Source organism: Streptomyces malachitofuscus (genome assembly GCF_055571035.1).
The window spans coordinates 1-17513 of the sequence record NZ_JBVIGA010000010.1 but is presented as its reverse complement, the minus strand read 5'-3'; the positions used below and the strand labels follow the sequence as shown (position 1 = coordinate 17513).

Below are 17513 nucleotides of genomic sequence, written 5' to 3'. Positions count from 1 at the left end.
CCACCCGGGGCGGATCGCCGCATAACCGGCACGATTCCCCCGCATGGCGGAACGCGCACGTCAGGTGCGGCCCGGAACCGCGCAGGGTCCGGGAACGCCCGTCGGCGACGCCGGGGCCGGCTGGACGGAAGAGTACGACGAGGGAGCCGATCATCCAAGAGCCCGAAGCGACCGAACCGGAGGCGACCCGGCGGGCGGCCGGTGTCACGGAGAGCTCACGCGCCAACCGGGGCTGGTGGGACCGCAACGCCGACGAGTACCAGACCGAGCACGGCACGTTCCTCGGCGACGACCGCTTCGTGTGGGGTCCCGAGGGTCTGGACGAGGTGGAGGCGGAGCTGCTCGGACCGCCGGAGGAGCTGAAGGGGCGGGACGTTCTGGAGCTCGGCGCCGGCGCGGCGCAGTGCTCGCGCTGGCTGGCCGCCCAGGGGGCGCGTCCGGTGGCGCTGGACATCTCGCACCGGCAGCTGCAGCACGCGCTGCGCATCGGCGGGCCGTTCCCCCTGGTGTGCGCCGACGCGGGCGCGCTGCCCTTCGCCGACGGCTCCTTCGACCTGGTCTGCTCGGCGTACGGGGCGCTGCCCTTCGTGGCCGACCCGCGGCTGGTGCTGCGGGAGGTGCGCCGGGTACTGCGCCCGGGCGGCCGGCTGGTCTTCTCGGTCACGCATCCGATCCGCTGGGCGTTCCCCGACGAGCCGGGGCCGGAGGGGCTGAGCGTCTCGGCGTCGTACTTCGACCGCACGCCCTACGTCGAGCAGGACGAGGAGGGCCGCGCGGTGTACGTCGAGCACCACAGGACGCTCGGGGACCGGGTCCGGGACGTCGTCGCCTCGGGGTTCCGGCTGGTGGACCTGGTGGAGCCGGAGTGGCCGGCCTGGAACACCTCCGAGTGGGGCGGCTGGTCCCCGCTGCGCGGGAACCTGATCCCGGGCACGGCGGTCTTCGTGTGCGTGCGGGACTGAGTGCGTGATCCGTTACGACGCCCTGGACGCCCTTCCCGTACGCGATGCCCTGCCCGGGCTGACCGACGCCCTCGACGCGCACGGCACCGCGGTGCTGGTGGCGCCGCCCGGGACGGGCAAGACGACCCTGGTGCCGTTGGCGCTGGCGGGGCTGCTCGGCGCGGGGCCCGCGCGGCGGGTGGTGGTCGCCGAGCCGCGGCGGATCGCGGCCCGCGCGGCGGCACGGCGGATGGCGTGGCTGCTGGGCGAGCGGGTCGGCGAGTCGGTCGGTTTCACGGTGCGCGGGGAGCGGGCGGTCGGGCGGCACACGCGCGTGGAGGTCGTCACGACCGGTGTGCTCCTGCAGCGCCTGCAGCGCGACCAGGAACTGACCGGTGTGGACGTGGTGGTGCTCGACGAGTGCCACGAGCGGCATCTGGACGCGGACACGGCGGCGGCGTTCCTGTGGGACGTGCGCGAGACGCTCCGTCCCGAGCTGCGGCTGGTGGCGGCGTCGGCGACCACGGACGCGGAGGGGTGGGCGCGGCTGCTGGGCGGCGCGCCGGTCGTCGAGGCGCGCGGGGCCGCGTACCCGGTGGAGGTGGTGTGGGCGCCTCCCGCGCGTGAGGTGCGCCCGCCGCACGGCATGCGGGTCGACCCGGCGCTCCTGGCGCATGTGGCGTCGGTGGTACGGCGCGCGCTGGCCGAGCGCGACGGGGACGTGCTGGCGTTCCTGCCCGGCGTGGGCGAGATCGCCCGGGTGGCCGGGCTGCTGGGCGACCTCGGCGGTGCCGAGGTGCTCCAGGTGCACGGCAGGGCGCCGGCCGCCGTGCAGGACGCGGTGCTGTCCGCCGGGGAGCGCCGCCGGGTGGTGCTGGCGACCTCGGTGGCGGAGTCGTCGCTGACGGTTCCCGGGGTGCGGGTGGTCGTGGACTCGGGGCTCGCACGGGAGCCGCGTGTCGATCACGCGCGGGGGCTGAGCGCACTGACGACGGTCCGGGCCTCGCGGGCCGCGGGGCGGCAGCGGGCGGGCCGCGCGGGGCGCGAGGCGCCGGGTGCGGTGTATCGCTGCTGGGCGGAGGCTGAGGACGCGCGGCTGCCGCGGTTCCCCTCTCCCGAGATCAAGGTGGCCGACCTGACGGCGTTCGCCCTCCAGGCGGCGTGCTGGGGCGATCCCGACGCCTCCGGGCTGGCCCTGCTGGATCCCCCGCCGGGCGGGGCCATGGCGGCCGCCCGCTCCGTCCTGACGGCGATCGGGGCGGTCGGTCCCGGCGGGCGCGCCACGGAACGGGGCGTCCGGCTGGCGGGGCTGGGGCTGCACCCCCGGCTGGGGCGGGCGCTGCTGGACGCGGCGCCGGTGGTGGGGCCGGAGCTCGCCGCCGAGGTGGTCGCCCTGATCGGCGAGGAACCGCCGCGCGGCTACGGGGACGACCTCGCCGGCGCGCTGCGGACCGCCCGGCGCGGCGGTGACGCGTACGCCGCCCGCTGGCGCACGGAGACCCGCCGGCTGCGCAGGCTGGCTCCCGAGCCGTCCTCGGGGGCCGCGGAGTACACCCTGCCGACTCCCCCGGACCAGACCTCCACCGCAGCGTCCCCCGGGGCCCCCGGACTCCCCTCTCCGTCCACGCACGAGGACGGCCTCCACCGCCCCGAGCAAACCACCCCGGACGCCCGGACGACCGCTGACGGGAGCTCCCAGGGCGCCCCGGGGCCGCGCCCGGCGGCAGTGACTTCGGGGGCCGGGGAGGACGGGAGGGTCGGGGTCGTTGTCGCGCTGGCGTTTCCCGAACGGGTCGCCCGGGTCGACGGCGGGTCGTATCTGATGGTGGCCGGGACACGGGCCGAGGTGGGGACGGGGTCCGGGCTGCGGGGAGCGCAGTGGCTCGCCGTCGCCGTGGCCGACCGGCCCGTGGGGCGCGGGCACGCGCGCGTGGGGCTCGGCGCGGCCGTCGACGAGGGCACCGCGCGGTACGCGGCGGGCGCGCTGCTGGAGAGCCGCGAGGAGGTGCACTGGGCGGACGGGGACGTCGTCGCGCGGCGGGTGGAGCGGCTCGGGGCGGTGGAGCTGGCCGTACGGCCGCACACCGGTGCCGATCCCTCGCTCGTACGGGCCGCGCTGCTGGACGGGCTGCGCCGGGAGGGGTTCGGGCTGTTGCGGTGGCCCGCCGGGGCTGTCGTGCTGCGGCAGCGGTTGGCGTTCCTGCACGCGCGGCTCGGCGCGCCGTGGCCCGAGGTGTCCGACGAGGCGCTGCACGCGCGTGTGGAGGAGTGGCTGGAGCCGGAGCTGAGCCGGGCCCGGCGGCGGGCCGACCTCGCGCGGATCGACGCCGGCGAGGCGCTCGGGCGGCTGCTGCCCTGGGCCTCCGGGCAGGCCGCGCGGCTCGACGAGCTCGCGCCCGAGCGGATCACCGTGCCCAGCGGGTCCCGGATCCGGATCGACTACTCCGACCCGGAGCAGCCGGTGCTGGCGGTGAAGCTCCAGGAGATGTTCGGGCTGCAGGAGTCGCCCCGGGCGGCCGGAGTGCCGCTTGTGGTGCATCTGCTGTCCCCGGCCGGGCGGCCGGCCGCCGTGACCGCCGACCTCGCGTCCTTCTGGCGGGAGGGTTACAGGGGCGTACGGGCCGAACTGCGCGGGCGCTACCCCAAGCACCCGTGGCCGGAGGATCCGGCCACCGCCGAGCCGACCCGGCACACCAAGGCGCGGCTCACGCGGTGAGCGAAGGCGCCCCTCCGTCGTACGGGAGGGGCGCCTTCGCCCGTGGGTGTTGTCAGGCGGTGGGGCTGCTCGTCGACGGGCTCGGGGACGGCGTCTCGGCCGCCGCCACGGTCAGCTCGACGGTGAGGGCCGCCCCGCCCGCGGTGGTGATGCGGAGCAGGAAGGTGCCGGTGGTGTCGTCCGCGTACAGCTGCGGCAGCTTCAGCAGGCCGTCCGTGTCCGTCTTCAGGCCGCTCAGCGTGCGGACGGCCTTGCCGTCGGCGTCCTTGAAGTAGGGGCCCTTGTCGTTCTCGGCCGGGTTGTCGGCCGACGTGATGAGCGTGGCGGTGGCGGCGACCTTGTCGGCGGCGGCACCGCCGTACGTGGCCTTCACCTCGACCGCTGTGGCGAACGTGCCGCCGGGGGTGCAGGTCAGCGCCGCGTCGCCGGTGCGGACGAGCGTGTCGGCGGCGCGCTCGGTGACCTTGGCCTGGTAGCCGACACCGGGAACGACGCGGCCCACGACGACGGCACGGACGGTGAACGAGCCGGGCGTCTCACCGGCCTGGAGCGCGGGTGCCACGGCGACGCCCGACGAGCCGGTGACGACGGTGGCCACGGTCTCGCCGCCGGCGAAGGTGGTGCCGGTGTCGCCGAGGATGGTGAAGCGGATCCGCACCTTGGCCACGGCCTTGCCGGCGTCCGTCTCGGCGCGGGTGCTGATCTTCTTGGTGAACGCGTCGCCCGCCATCGCCGTGAGCGCTCCGGTGCCGGCGTCCTCCAGGTGGTCCACCGTGTCGGTGGGCGTCGGAGGGGTGGTGGTCGGAGGGGGCGTGGTGGGCGGCGGCGTGGTCGGGCTGCCGCTGCCGGGGGTGCCGGGCCCGGGGCTCGGGCGGGAGCCGCCCGGCTTGGTGCCGGGCTTGTTGCCCGGCTTGGTGCCCGGCTTCGGCGCGGGCGGAGTGGCCGAGGACGACGGGGTGGGGCGCACGGTGTCGTCGTCGCTGCGGTCCACGGGCAGCGAGCCGGTGCCGTCCGGGATCTCGTGGGTGCCCTTGCGGTAGTACTCCAGCCACCGCAGGACGGTGTTCAGATAGTCCGTCGAGTTGTTGTAGCTGAGGATGGCCTTCCTCAGGTCCCCCCGGTCGGACAGGTCCCACCCGTTGCGGCACAGGTAGTGGCCGGCGGAGAGTGCGGCGTCGTAGATGTTGTTGGGGTCCTCGCGCCCGTCGCCGTTGCCGTCCCGGCCCGCCCACGCCCAGGTGGAGGGGATGAACTGCATGGGGCCGACGGCCTGGTCGTAGGTGCTGTTGCCGTCGTAGGCACCGTCGTCGGTGTCCTTGATGAGGGCGAAGCCGTTGCCGTCCAGCTGCGGGCCGAGGATCGGGGAGAGCGTGGTGCCGTCGGCGGAGACGCGTCCGCCGCGGGCCTGACCGGACTCCACCTTGCCGATGGCGGCGAGGAGTTGCCAGGGCAGATGGCAGCCCGGCTTCTTCTCGCGCAGCGCGGCCTCGGCCTTCTTGTAGGCGTCGAGGACCGTCGCGGGTATGCCGGCCTCCGAGGCGGTCCGGTCACCCGGGCCCGTTCCGGCACTCGGGGAGGGGTTGGGGCTGTTGAGGGGCGGCAGGTCCGTGTAGTACGGCGAATTGCCGGTCGCGCTGTCGGCGGCGGCCTCCTCGGGCGAGGGCGTGGTGTCGGCGGTGGTCTGTCTGCCCTGGCCGTCGACCGTCACGCCCGGGGCCTGGGATGCGGACAGGGCCGCCACCGCTGCCGCGGCCACGGCGGTGGTTGCCGCTCCCTTGCGCAGCCTCCTGCCGAAATGCGCCGCCATAGAGTGAACCCCTCCCGTGGGCGCTGTGACGCCCGTCAACGTGTGTTGTGCCCGCCCTGTTGTGACGTTCCGCCCGCCCCGCCGGTTGCCCTTCGCGGACGTTCCGGCGTGACGACCCTCGCGACCCTACGACAACTTCCTTTGCCCGGACACCCGTTCGTGCCCGATATTCACCCATTGGCCACGTTGATGGTGCGGCAAGGGCCGGGACGGGTGTCCGGGCATACTGGGGCCTTCCGATCAACGGGCCCCGAGCGCCCGGCCAAAGCCTGCCGCGAGGAGTCCAGTTGCCGTTCACGCTCAGCCATGCCGCGGCGGTCCTGCCGGCGATACGCACCGACGGGAGCGGCCGGGGCGCCCTGGTCCCCGCCGTGCTGGTCGCGGGGAGCTTCGCTCCCGACATGACCTATTACGCGGCGAGTGTCCTGTCGGGGGCGATGCGGTTCGGCGACGTGACGCACGCCTTCTGGGGCGTGTTCACGGTCGATGTGCTCATCGCCTGGGCGCTGGTGGGTCTGTGGCTGCTGGTGCGCGAACCGCTGGTGGCGCTGTTGCCGCGGCGCCGGCAGGGCCGGACGGCGGCACTTCTGCGGTGCGGAGCGCCCCGTGCGCGCACGGGGGCGTCGCTGGTGGCGCGCTGGTACGTCTCGGCCGTGCTGGGCGCGTCGACGCACGTCGTGTGGGACGCGTTCACGCATCTCGACCGGTGGGGGATGCGGGTGTTCCCCGTGCTGGGCGAGGAGATCGCGGGCTCGCCGCTGTACTGGTACCTGCAGTACGGCGGTTCGGCGGTGGCGGCGGTCGTGATCGGGCTGTTCGTGGCACGGGCGCTGCGCCGTACGGCACCGGCGGCGGCCGGCTCCGCGGGGGTGCCCGTGCTCCCGGCCGGCGACCGGTGGTGGGCGGTGGCGCTGCTCGGCGGGTGTGCGGCGGCGGGGGCGGTGCAGCGGGCCTCACGGTGGTGGGCCTACTGGGGGTCGACCGCGAAGCCCTGGGAACTGATCCCGACGGTGTGCTTCGGTGCGGGCGCGGGGCTCGTTCTGGCGCTGCCGCTGTACGCGGTGGCCGTCAGGGTGTGGCGTCCGGCCCCGGCCACGGCGGGCTCTGCAGACTCCGGTACACGGCCGGAGAGCCGTACGGCCGCACGCTGAGGGTCTCGCTCGCCGCGACGAACACGGTGACGGTGCGGACGGGGCGGGGACGGGGCAGCCAGGTGACCACGAGGGTGAGGTAGGCGCGGGCCAGTTCGGCCCACAGCCGCCACGGTGGCTGCTCGCCGGGGAGTACGGCGCCGGCGGTGCGCCCGGTGCGCCATCTGCCGTCGGTGATGCGACGTCCGAGGTCCGCGGTGGCGTTCCGCAGGGCTGTCGCGAGGGTGACCGGGATGCGGGCGGTACTTGCGGCGGCCGCGAAGACCGGAACCGGCGGAAACGTCTCGAGGGTGGGTCCGTCGGCGTCGGCCCGCGGGGGTGCCGCTGTGCGGTGAAGCATGCGTATACCCATGCGTCGCATCCTGTCGGGAGAGCCGCACACCGGCCCTCCCGCGAGGGCCACGCGGGTGAAGGACCGGCCGGGAGGCGGGCGGGGCCCGGGGGGAGCCGGACGGTCACGCCCGGCGCCCAGGCCGCGGGGCGGGCCGCGGGGGTGACGCGCCCGTCCCGCCGGGCCCCCGCAACGGTCGGAGCGCGGTCGGTGACACGGCCCGACAGACGCCCCTCCCGGAGCAGTGCACGACACCAATCGCCCCGGCACGCGCGGGCGCGGCGCCGGGGGGCGCACCCGCTGCCCTGCCCCCTCGCACCGGTCGGACCACGGTCGGGCGCAAGGCCGCGCGGACGCCCTCCCGGAGCAGAGCACGCCCGTCGCGGGCCCCGCAAAGAACGCCGGCACGGTCGCAAGGGGCGGGTCCCCTGCCCCCGGCCGGCCGCGTCGGTCAGGGCGTCGTCGGGGACATGGCCCGGTGGACGCTCTCGCGCAGCAGGGTGCGGCGGCGGGCGTGGGTTTCGGGAGGTTCCTCGGCGGTCGCCGCGTAGACGTTGCTGACCGGTGACCAGGCCATGGACATGGCGATGACCATGGCCATCAGGTCGAACGGGTCCCCTTGACGGACCAGGCCCGCGGCCTGCGCCTCGGCGATGGCACGCAGTTTGCGGTCGTCACGGCGGTCGGCGTCGTCGACGAGATGGCCGGTGGGACGTCGCTCGAGGCGGGCCCAGGTGGCCAGCCGGATCAGGTCGGGGCGGCGCAGATACTCGTCGTAGAGGCGTACGGCCCAGTCCGCGAGGTCGGCGGCGTCGATCGGGACGACGTTCACGATGCGGTCGAGCGAGCCGAAGAAGATGGCGTCGAACAGCCCGTCCTTGCTGCCGAAATAGGCGTACAGCTGCGCCTTGTTGGTGCGCGCCCCGGCGACGATCCGCTCGACGCGCGCCCCGGCGATCCCGTACTCGGCGAATTCCTTGATCGCCACGTCGACGATGCGCCGGTACGTCGCCGCTCCGCGCGAGGTCAGGGGAAGGTCGGCCATGCCGTCAGCCTAGCAGCAGCACAACAGAACAGTCGGTTTGCTTTGTCGTCACCCATGAGCCTACGGTGCAATAGACCGAACAGTCTGTCTGAGGAGATCTCGATGAGGACCACCGTTGGCTGGATGGCACAGGGACCATCGAGGACGTTGCGCCGGGCTCCCCTGGAGCGGCGCGAGCTGCGTCCGGACGATCTCGCGATCCGGGTGGACTACTGCGGGGTGTGCCACACCGACCTGCACGCCGTCGGCGCCCGCGACGGCGCCAGGGCCACGGCCCTGGTGCCGGGGCACGAGTTCACGGGCGTGGTGACCGAGACCGGTACGGCCGTCACGCGCTTCGCCGTCGGCGACCCGGTCGCGGTGGGCAACATCGTCGACTCGTGCGGCGAGTGCGCCATGTGCCGGGCCGGACAGGAGAACTTCTGCCACGCCCACCCGACACTGACCTACGACGGCACCGACCGGCACGACGGGTCGACCACCCTGGGCGGCTTCTCCCGGGAGTACGTGGTCCGCGACCGGTTCGCCCATCCTCTCCCGGCCGGGCTGGACCCGGCCGCCGCCGCTCCCCTGCTCTGCGCGGGCATCACCGTCTGGGAACCGCTGGAGGCCCTCGGTGCGGGCCCGGGAACCCGGGTCGCCGTCGCGGGGCTGGGCGGACTGGGCCACCTCGCGGTCAAACTCGCCGTCGCACGCGGCGCCGACACCTCCGTCGTCAGCCGCTCACCGGAGAAGGCCGACGACGCCCGCCGTCTCGGGGCCGGTGAATTCATCGTCTCCACCGACCCGGAGCAGATGGCCGCGGCGCGCGACCGCTTCGACATCGTCATCGACACCGTCTCGGCCCCGCACGACCTCGGCCCCTTTCTGCGGCTCGTCGCCATGGACGGCACACTCAGCCAGCTGGGGCACCTCGGTCCCGTCACCGTGGAGACCCTGGACCTGCTCGTGGGGCGCAAGAAGCTCAGCTCGGCAGGCAGCGGTGGTCTGCCCGCCACCGCCGCCATGCTGGACTTCTGCGCCGAACACGGTGTCACCGCGGACATCGAGCTGCTGCCTTCGGCGCGGGTGAACGAGGCCCTCGATCGGCTCGGGCGCAACGACGTGCGCCACCGCTTCGTCCTCGACCTGTCCGACCTCGACTGACGGCATGGTCCGAGGGCCTCGGTCCGCTCAGTGCGCCGCCGACTCCCAGTCCGGGCCCACGCCCACCGACACGCCCAGGGGGACGCGGAGGCGGACCGCGGACGCCATCTCGCGGCGGACCAGTTCCTCCACGGCGGAGCGCTCGCCGGGGGCGAGTTCCAGGACGATTTCGTCGTGGACCTGGAGGAGCATGCGGGAGCGCAGGTCCGCCTCGCGCAGCGCGCGGTCCACGTTCAGCATGGCGATCTTGACGATGTCCGCCGCCGTGCCCTGGATCGGCGCGTTGAGCGCCATGCGCTCCGCCGCCTCCCGGCGCTGGCGGTTGTCGCTGTTGAGGTCGGGCAGATAGCGGCGGCGGCCGAACAGCGTCGCCGTGTAGCCGGTGGCCCGGGCCTCGGCGACGACCCGCTGCAGATAGTCCCGCACCCCGCCGAACCGCTCGAAGTAGGCGTCCATCAGGGCGCGAGCCTCGGCCGCCTCGATGTTCAGCTGCTGGGAGAGGCCGAAGGCCGACAGTCCGTACGCCAGGCCGTACGACATGGCCTTGATCTTGCGGCGCATCTCCGCGTCGACCGCGGACTGCTCGACCGAGAAGACCTGGGCGGCCGCCGTGGTGTGCAGGTCCTCGCCGGAGGTGAACGCCTCGGTCAGACCGGCGTCCTCGGAGAGGTGGGCCATCACGCGCAGTTCGATCTGGCTGTAGTCCGCGGTGAGGAGCGCCTCGAAGCCCTCGCCGACGACGAACCCGCGGCGGATCGCACGGCCCTCGTCCGTGCGCACCGGGATGTTCTGGAGATTGGGGTCCGTGGAGGACAGACGGCCGGTCGCTGCGACCGTCTGGTTGAACGTGGTGTGGATCCGGCCGTCCGCGGCGATCGTCTTGATCAGGCCCTCGACGGTGACCCGCAGCTTCGCCTGCTCGCGATGGCGGAGCATGATCACCGGCAGTTCGTTGTCCGTCTGTCCCGCCAGCCAGGCCAGGGCGTCGGCGTCGGTGGTGTAGCCGGTCTTCGTCTTCTTGGTCCTGGGCAGGGCCAGCTCACCGAAGAGGACCTCCTGGAGCTGTTTGGGCGAGCCGAGGTTGAACTCGTGCCCCGCCGCCGCGTGCGCCTCCTTCACCGCCTGCTGGACGGCGCCCGCGAACATCTGCTCCATGGCTTCCAGGTGGGCCCGGTCGGCCGCGATGCCGTGCCGCTCCATGCGGGCCAGCAGAGCGGAGGTGGGGAGTTCCATGTCGCGGAGCAGGTCCGCCGCCCCCACCTCGGCCAGGCGGCCCTCGAAGGCCTCCCCCAGGTCGACGACGGTGCGGGCCTGCACCATCAGCGCCTCGGCCTCGGCCCCGTCGTCCGCGCCGAAGGCGAGCTGGCCGTCGGGCGCGGCGGCGGGTGCCAGCTCACGGTGCAGGTACTCGAGGGACAGCGCGTCGAGGTCGAAGGAGCGGCGGCCCGGCTTCACCAGGTACGCGGCGAGCGCGGTGTCCATGGTGACGCCCTCGATGGTCCAGCCGTGCTCGGCGAAGACGCGCATCGCGCCCTTGGCGTTGTGGAACACCTTGGGCTTGTCCTTGTCGGCGAGCCAGGCGGCGAACGCCCGCTCGTCGGTCTCGTCCAGCTCGGCCGGGTCGAACCAGGCGGCGGGCCCGGCGGCCGCGGCCAGAGCGACCTCGGCGACCGAACCGGTGCCGAGCGCCCATGTGTCGACGGTGGCGACCCCGAGGGGGCCCGCGCCGTGCTCGGTGAGCCAGCCGGCCAGCTCGCCCGCGCCCAGCACGGTGCCGTCGAGCTCCACACCGTCCGTGACGACCGGGGTGGTTTCGGCCTCCTCCGCGCCCGGGTCGACGGCGAACAGACGCTCGCGCAGAGAGGGGTTCCTGATCTCCAGGGTGTCCAGGATCATCGCCACGGCCTTGCGGTCGTAGGCGGTCCGCTCCAAGTGGGAGACAGCCTTGGGCAGCTCGACCCGGCGCTCCAGCTCGGTGAGCCGGCGGTTGAGCTTGACCGCTTCCAGATGGTCGCGCAGATTCTGCCCCGCCTTGCCCTTGACCTCGTCGACACGCTCGACGAGCTCGGCGAAGGAACCGAACTGGTTGATCCACTTCGCGGCCGTCTTCTCTCCGACGCCCGGGATGCCGGGGAGGTTGTCGGACGGGTCGCCGCGCAGCGCCGCGAAGTCGGGGTACTGGGCCGGCGTCAGGCCGTACTTCTCGAAGACCTTCTCCGGGGTGAACCGGGTCAGCTCGGAGACGCCCTTCGTCGGGTACAGCACCGTGGTGTGCTCGGACACCAGCTGGAAGGAGTCCCGGTCGCCGGTGACGATCAGCACCTCGAAGCCCTCGGCCTCGGCCTGGGTGGCGAGGGTGGCGATGACGTCGTCCGCCTCGTAGCCCTCGACGGCGAAGCGCTCGGCGTGCATCGCGTCGAGCAGCTCGCCGATCAGCTCGACCTGCCCCTTGAACTCGTCAGGGGTCTTGGAGCGGTTCGCCTTGTACTCGGTGAACTCCTCCGACCGCCATGTCTTGCGGGACACGTCGAAGGCGACCGCGAAGTGCGTGGGCGCCTCGTCACGCAGCGTGTTGGCCAGCATCGACGCGAAGCCGTAGATCGCGTTCGTCGGCTGGCCGGTCGCGGTGGTGAAGTTCTCCGCGGGCAGCGCGAAGAACGCGCGGTACGCGAGCGAGTGCCCGTCCATGAGCATCAGTCGCGGGCGGGCGCCAGGGGTCTGGCCGGTCTTCTTCGATGCTGTCTCTGCCACGTGTCCGATCCTGCCACGTGCCACTGACACTCGGTTCCGTCCGCTGTGCCGCCGCATGGATTCGCCCCCTCAGCCCCTTCCCGTCCCGTCCCTGCGGCTGCGCCCCGGGCCCCGTCGGCCCTGCGGGCCGCGTTCTCAAGCGCCGGACGGGCTGTTCGGGAGGCCGTGGGAGGATCGGAGACGTACCTCACACGTGTGCGTGAACAGGAGTGCGCTATGGCAACGAAGCCGCCCAAGGGTGATCCGGTTCAGGACGCGCCGCAGGTCGCCGGGCCGAAGCGGGCGGCCGCCGGGCTGCCGGCGATCGGGCACACCCTGCGGGTGGCGCAGCAGCAGATGGGTGTGAAGCGCACGGCGCTGACGCTGCTCAGTGTCAACCAGAAGGACGGCTTCGACTGTCCCGGCTGTGCCTGGCCGGAGGGCGACCACCGGCACCGCGCGGAGTTCTGTGAGAACGGTGCGAAGGCGGTGGCCGAGGAGGCGACCCTGCGACGGGTCACCCCGGAGTTCTTCGCCGCGCACCCGGTGGCCGATCTGGCCGGCCGCAGCGGCTACTGGCTGGGGCAGCAGGGGCGGCTGACGCACCCCATGTATCTGCCCGAGGGCGGTGAGCACTACGAGCCAGTCACCTGGGAACGTGCCTTCGACATCGTCGCCGAGGAGATCGCCGCCCTCTCCTCCGCCGACGAGGCTGTCTTCTACACCTCGGGACGCACCAGCAACGAGGCCGCCTTCCTCTACCAGCTGTTCGCGCGGCAGCTGGGCACCAACAACCTTCCCGACTGCTCGAACATGTGCCACGAGTCGTCCGGCTCGGCCCTGTCCGAGACCATCGGCGTGGGCAAGGGCAGCGTGCTGCTGGAGGACCTCCACCAGGCCGACCTGATCATCGTCGCCGGCCAGAACCCGGGCACCAACCATCCGCGCATGCTGTCCGCCCTGGAGAAGGCGAAGGCGAACGGCGCGCGGATCGTCAGCGTCAATCCGCTGCCCGAGGCGGGGCTGGAGCGCTTCAAGAATCCGCAGACGCCGAAGGGACTCACCACCGGCGCCGCCCTGACCGATCTGTTCCTGCAGATCCGCATCGGCGGCGACCAGGCCCTCTTCCGGCTCCTCAACCGGCTGATCCTCGACACGCCGGGTGCGGTCGACGAGGAGTTCGTGCGCGAGCACACGCACGGCTTCGAGGAGTTCGCCGAGGCGGCGCGCGCCGCCGACTGGGACGGGACGCTCACCGCGACCGGTCTCACGCGCGGGGACATCGAGCAGTGTCTGCGGATGGTCCTCGAGTCGAAGCGCGTCATCGTCTGCTGGGCGATGGGCCTCACACAGCACAAGCACTCCGTGCCGATGATCCGGGAGGTCGTCAACTTCCTTCTGCTGCGCGGCAACATCGGCCGCCCGGGCGCGGGCGTGTGCCCGGTGCGCGGTCACTCCAATGTGCAGGGCGACCGCACCATGGGCATCTTCGAACGGCCCGCGCCGGCGTTCCTGGACGCCCTGGAGGAGGAGTTCGGTTTCGCACCGCCGCGTGAGCACGGCTACGACGTGGTGCGGGCCATCCGCGCGCTGCGCGACGGGAGGGCGAAGGTCTTCTTCGCCATGGGCGGCAACTTCGTCTCCGCCTCCCCCGACACGGAGGTCACCGAGGCGGCGATGCGCCGCGCCCGGCTGACGGTGCATGTGTCGACCAAGCTGAACCGCTCGCACACCGTCACCGGTGCGCGGGCCCTGATCCTGCCGACGCTCGGCCGCACGGAGCGCGATGTCCAGGACGGCGGCGAGCAGTTCGTGACCGTCGAGGACTCCATGGGGATGGTGCACGCCTCGCGCGGCCGTCTGGAACCGGCGAGCCCGCATCTGCTGTCCGAGCCGGCGATCGTCTGCCGGCTGGCCCGCCGGGTCCTCGGCGGGAGCAGCACCGTGCCCTGGGAGGGGTTCGAGAAGGACTACGCGACGATCCGCGACCGCATCGCGCGGGTGGTCCCCGGCTTCGAGGACTTCAACGCGCGCGTGGCGCGCCCGGGAGGCTTCGCGCTGCCGCACGCCCCGCGCGACGAGCGGCGTTTCCCCACCGCCACCGGCAAGGCCAACTTCACCGCGGCGCCGGTGGAGTTCCCCGAGTTGCCCGAGGGCCGGCTGCTGTTGCAGACGCTGCGCTCGCACGACCAGTACAACACCACGATCTACGGCCTCGACGACCGTTACCGGGGAATCAGGAACGGCCGCCGGGTGGTGTTGGTCAACCCGGAGGACGCGCGGGAGCTTCGCCTGGTGGACGGCAGCTACGTCGATCTCGTCGGCGAGTGGAAGGACGGCGTGGAGCGCAGGGCGCCCGGTTTCCGGGTCGTGCACTATCCGACGGCGCGGGGCTGTGCCGCCGCGTACTACCCGGAGACGAACGTCCTGGTGCCGCTGGACGCCACCGCGGACACCAGTAACACCCCGGCCAGCAAGTCCGTGGTGGTGCGTCTGGAACAATCGGCGACCGACTGAGCGTTCGCTCAGCAGACAGCCGTACGACGCAGCACGAATGGAGCCGGGCCCATGGGCGAGCAGCAGCAGGTGAAGTTCCCGCAGGAGGTCATCGACGAGTACGCCGCGCTCGGTGTGGACCTGCCGGCGCTGTTCTCGGCGGGCCATCTGGGCACGCGGATGGGCGTGCAGATCCTCGAAGCCTCGGCGGAGCGGGTCGTGGGGACGATGCCGGTGGAGGGCAACACCCAGCCGTACGGGCTGCTGCACGGCGGCGCCTCTGCCGTGCTGGCCGAGACGCTGGGGTCGGTGGGCTCGATGCTGCACGGCGGCAGCACCAAGATCGCGGTCGGCGTCGACCTCAACTGCACACACCACCGCGGTGTCCGCTCCGGTCTGGTCACCGGGGTCGCGACGCCGGTGCACCGGGGGCGGTCCACGGCGACGTACGAGATCGTCATCACCGACGAGGCGGACAAGCGGGTGTGCACCGCGCGGCTGACCTGTCTGCTGCGGGACGTGACGCCCGGCGACGCGGAGCGGGCGGCGGGCTGAGCCCTCGGCGTACGCGGCCAGGGAACTGACGGCGTGTCACACGTCGTGCCCGCCACCGCGGCCGACGCGTACACCGTTGCCGTCGGCCGACGGGAACTTTACCGTTCACACCATGAGACAGGGAGGGTCCACTCGACGGACGGGGCCGGAGCGCCCGCCTCGGCCGCGCGCGGCGCGCGGCACCGTCACACGCCGTGGCGGTGCCGCGCCGCTGCTCGCCGCCGCGCTGCTGTGCACCGTCGCGTCGTCGGCCGGCTGCCAGGGGCCCGGCGCCGGATCGCCGTCCGCCTCGAGACCCGCCGCAAGCTCCCCCGTCCCCCTCGCCACCTCCCCCGAGGAGATCTGTGTACAGCTCGTGACGTACTGGTCCCGTGAGGCGCTGGCCGGGCGCGATTACGGCGACTATCAGAAGATGGGGATGTCCAACGGCCAGTACAACATCCTGCTCGAGGCCGTGGCCGCAGCACGGCCCGTGCAACAGCGTCAAGGAACGCCGGCGGCCCAGAAGGTGATCGACCGTCAGGTACGGGAGGGCTGCGCCGATCGGTATCACGGCGGCGGACCGAGCGAACGGCCGTGGCGATAGCCCTTTGCCCGCCTGAATATGCAGGCCAAAGCCCCCCGGAGCCGAAACGGAACTCACGATTCACAGTCGAGCCCACCACAGGGCCGGCCCTCCGGTCGCGGCAATCCGGATTCTCCGGCCGTATGCAGGACTTTCGGATCTCAGGAGACGGAACACGAGAAGCGCCTGGGCGCGCCGCACCGTCTTTCCCGTTCGTAACTCTACGTAATATGCACGCAATGCAGGCCCACGGCTTCAGGCTTCGGGCGCTGACACACCTCGTGCCCCACAGGTCGCCTGCAGCAACGTTTTCAGGTAATCACCAAAACCCTTGATACACCTGAACGCATCGCGCCAGGTCCTGCGGTTTCTCACCATGCGGACAGGGCAAACCGGCGAGAATTCCTCTGTTCCCCCCACTCAGTACCGCTCTGCAATACGTCGTGTCATAACAAGAGAGTCACAGCCTTGGCCAGACTCTCCTCCACGTTCCCGTCACCCGCTTAGAGTCACGGCCAGTCACCGCGGAGCCCGATTGTCACGTCGGCCCAGCGCTCGACTCGGCCGCTTCCACCGGGAAGCGGCTGTCAGGTGAAAGGACTGGATCGTGCGTCAACGTTCGCTCATCGCCATCACCGCCGCGCTGACGGCGGGGGCACTCACCCTCACTGCCTGTGGTTCGCGCGACGACAGCAAGGGCGGTGGCGACGGTGAGAACGCCACCGTCGTCATCGGTCTCGACGCTCCGCTCACCGGCGACCTCTCGGCCCTTGGCCTGGGTATCAGGAACTCCGCCGACCTCGCGGTCAAGAACGCGAACGCTCAGAAGGTGGTCGACGGCATCACCTTCAAGCTCGACGCCAAGGACGACCAGGCCCAGCCTTCGGTCGGCCAGCAGAACGCCGTTTCCTTCATCAATGACAAGGACGTTCTCGGCGTCGTCGGCCCGCTGAACTCCAGCGTCTCGCAGTCGATGCAGAAGCCGTTCAACGACGCCAACCTGGTGCAGGTGTCGCCTGCCAACACCGGCACCGAGCTGACCCAGGGCGACAACTGGAAGAGCGGCGACAAGAAGCGTCCGTTCAAGACCTTCTTCCGTACGGCCACCACCGACGCCATCCAGGGTGCCTTCGCCGCGAACTTCCTCTTCAACACGGCGAAGATCAAGGACGTCTACCTGATCGACGACCAGAAGACGTACGGCGCCGGCCTCGCTGCCTCCTTCAAGGACACCTTCACCAAGCTCGGTGGCAAGATCGTGGGCACCGACCACGTGAACCCCGAGGAGCGCGACTTCAACGCCGTGGCCACCAAGGTCAAGAAGTCCAACGCCAAGGCCGTCTACTACGGCGGTGAATACCCGGCCGCAGGTCCGCTGAGCCAGCAGATCAAGGACGCCGGCGCCAAGATCCCCCTCATGGGCGGCGACGGCATCTTCAGCGCCGACTTCATCAAGCTGAACAAGAAGGCCCAGGGTGACCTCGCCACCTCCGTCGGTGCGCCGACGGAGAAGCTCGACTCCGCCAAGAAGTTCATCGCGGACTACGAGAAGGCGGGTTACGAGGAGGACTACGAGGCCTACGGCGGCGGCACCTACGACGCCACCTGGTCCATCATCCAGGCCGTCAAGATCGCCTACGAGAAGAACGACAACAAGCTGCCCAGCCGCGAGCAGGTCCTCGAGGCCATGGCCGACGTCAAGTTCGACGGCGTGACCGGCCCCGTCTCCTTCGACGAGTTCGGCGACACCACGAACACCATGATGACCGCCTACCAGGTCGAGGGCGGCACGTGGAAGGACAAGCACTCCGAGGCCGTGAAGCCGGAGTAGCACGCAAGGCTCTCTCAGCACTTCAAGCGTTGTTCCAGGCCGCGGGGGGGGGGGGGGGGGGGGGGGGGGGGGGGAGGGGGTGGGGGGGGGGGGGGAGGGGGGGGGTGGGGCGCCACTGACCCCACCCAAACACGGGAAGAGGGAGGGGGAAGACAAGCGAAGCACCCCCCCCCCCCCCCCCTGTCCCCGCACCCCCCAC

12 protein-coding genes are annotated in these 17513 nt (G+C 72.3%); 8 read left to right on the top strand and 4 right to left on the bottom strand.

Going from position 1 to position 17513, the window contains the following annotated elements:
- Window positions 1–149 precede the first annotated feature (149 nt).
- On the top strand, window positions 150–962 hold the full coding sequence (locus tag ACZ44S_RS16160) for a class I SAM-dependent methyltransferase (protein ID WP_466929718.1): 813 nt from the start codon (window positions 150–152) through the stop codon (window positions 960–962).
- A 4-nt stretch (window positions 963–966) separates the two neighbouring features.
- A complete protein-coding gene (locus ACZ44S_RS16155; RefSeq protein WP_466929221.1) occupies window positions 967–3657 on the top strand; it encodes an ATP-dependent RNA helicase in 2691 nt (896 codons plus the stop codon).
- Between the two features lie 52 nt (window positions 3658–3709).
- Here ACZ44S_RS16155 and ACZ44S_RS16150 read toward each other — a convergent pair whose 3' ends face one another.
- Window positions 3710–5464, bottom strand: a complete 1755-nt coding sequence (locus ACZ44S_RS16150; RefSeq protein WP_466929218.1) for a lytic transglycosylase domain-containing protein — start codon at window positions 5462–5464, stop codon at window positions 3710–3712.
- Between the two features lie 287 nt (window positions 5465–5751).
- Here ACZ44S_RS16150 and ACZ44S_RS16145 point away from each other — a divergent pair, with 287 nt between their 5' ends.
- Window positions 5752–6615 carry a DUF4184 family protein gene (locus ACZ44S_RS16145; protein ID WP_466929216.1) on the top strand — a complete coding sequence of 288 codons (864 nt, stop codon included), beginning with the start codon at window positions 5752–5754 and terminating at the stop codon, window positions 6613–6615.
- Here the strand turns inward: ACZ44S_RS16145 and ACZ44S_RS16140 are convergent.
- Window positions 6533–6967: a hypothetical protein gene (locus ACZ44S_RS16140; protein WP_466929213.1), complete on the bottom strand. Its 435-nt coding sequence runs from the start codon at window positions 6965–6967 to the stop codon at window positions 6533–6535. The genes ACZ44S_RS16145 and ACZ44S_RS16140 overlap by 83 nt on opposite strands.
- 430 nt (window positions 6968–7397) lie before the next feature.
- Window positions 7398–7991: a TetR/AcrR family transcriptional regulator gene (locus tag ACZ44S_RS16135; protein ID WP_466929209.1), complete on the bottom strand. Its 594-nt coding sequence runs from the start codon at window positions 7989–7991 to the stop codon at window positions 7398–7400.
- Window positions 7992–8093: 102 nt separating this feature from the next.
- Here ACZ44S_RS16135 and ACZ44S_RS16130 point away from each other — a divergent pair, with 102 nt between their 5' ends.
- The gene (locus ACZ44S_RS16130; RefSeq protein WP_466929206.1) at window positions 8094–9137 is read left to right on the top strand and encodes an NAD(P)-dependent alcohol dehydrogenase; all 1044 of its coding nucleotides are present in this window, start codon (window positions 8094–8096) and stop codon (window positions 9135–9137) included.
- A gap of 27 nt (window positions 9138–9164) precedes the next feature.
- Here ACZ44S_RS16130 and polA read toward each other — a convergent pair whose 3' ends face one another.
- Window positions 9165–11888 carry a DNA polymerase I gene (gene polA, locus ACZ44S_RS16125; RefSeq protein ID WP_466929203.1) on the bottom strand — a complete coding sequence of 908 codons (2724 nt, stop codon included), beginning with the start codon at window positions 11886–11888 and terminating at the stop codon, window positions 9165–9167.
- 216 nt (window positions 11889–12104) lie between these two features.
- Between polA and ACZ44S_RS16120 the strand changes: the two genes are divergently transcribed.
- The 4 genes from ACZ44S_RS16120 to ACZ44S_RS16105 all read left to right on the top strand — a co-directional run bounded on the left by ACZ44S_RS16120 (window position 12105) and on the right by ACZ44S_RS16105 (window position 17314).
- Window positions 12105–14384 carry an FdhF/YdeP family oxidoreductase gene (locus tag ACZ44S_RS16120; RefSeq protein ID WP_466929200.1) on the top strand — a complete coding sequence of 760 codons (2280 nt, stop codon included), beginning with the start codon at window positions 12105–12107 and terminating at the stop codon, window positions 14382–14384.
- Between the two features lie 51 nt (window positions 14385–14435).
- The gene (locus tag ACZ44S_RS16115) at window positions 14436–14918 is read left to right on the top strand and encodes a PaaI family thioesterase (protein WP_466929197.1); all 483 of its coding nucleotides are present in this window, start codon (window positions 14436–14438) and stop codon (window positions 14916–14918) included.
- Window positions 14919–15030: 112 nt separating this feature from the next.
- Window positions 15031–15504, top strand: coding sequence for a hypothetical protein (locus ACZ44S_RS16110; protein WP_466929194.1), 474 nt, complete (start codon window positions 15031–15033; stop codon window positions 15502–15504).
- A gap of 586 nt (window positions 15505–16090) precedes the next feature.
- Window positions 16091–17314, top strand: a complete 1224-nt coding sequence (locus ACZ44S_RS16105; RefSeq protein WP_466929191.1) for a branched-chain amino acid ABC transporter substrate-binding protein — start codon at window positions 16091–16093, stop codon at window positions 17312–17314.
- Window positions 17315–17513: the final 199 nt, after the last annotated feature.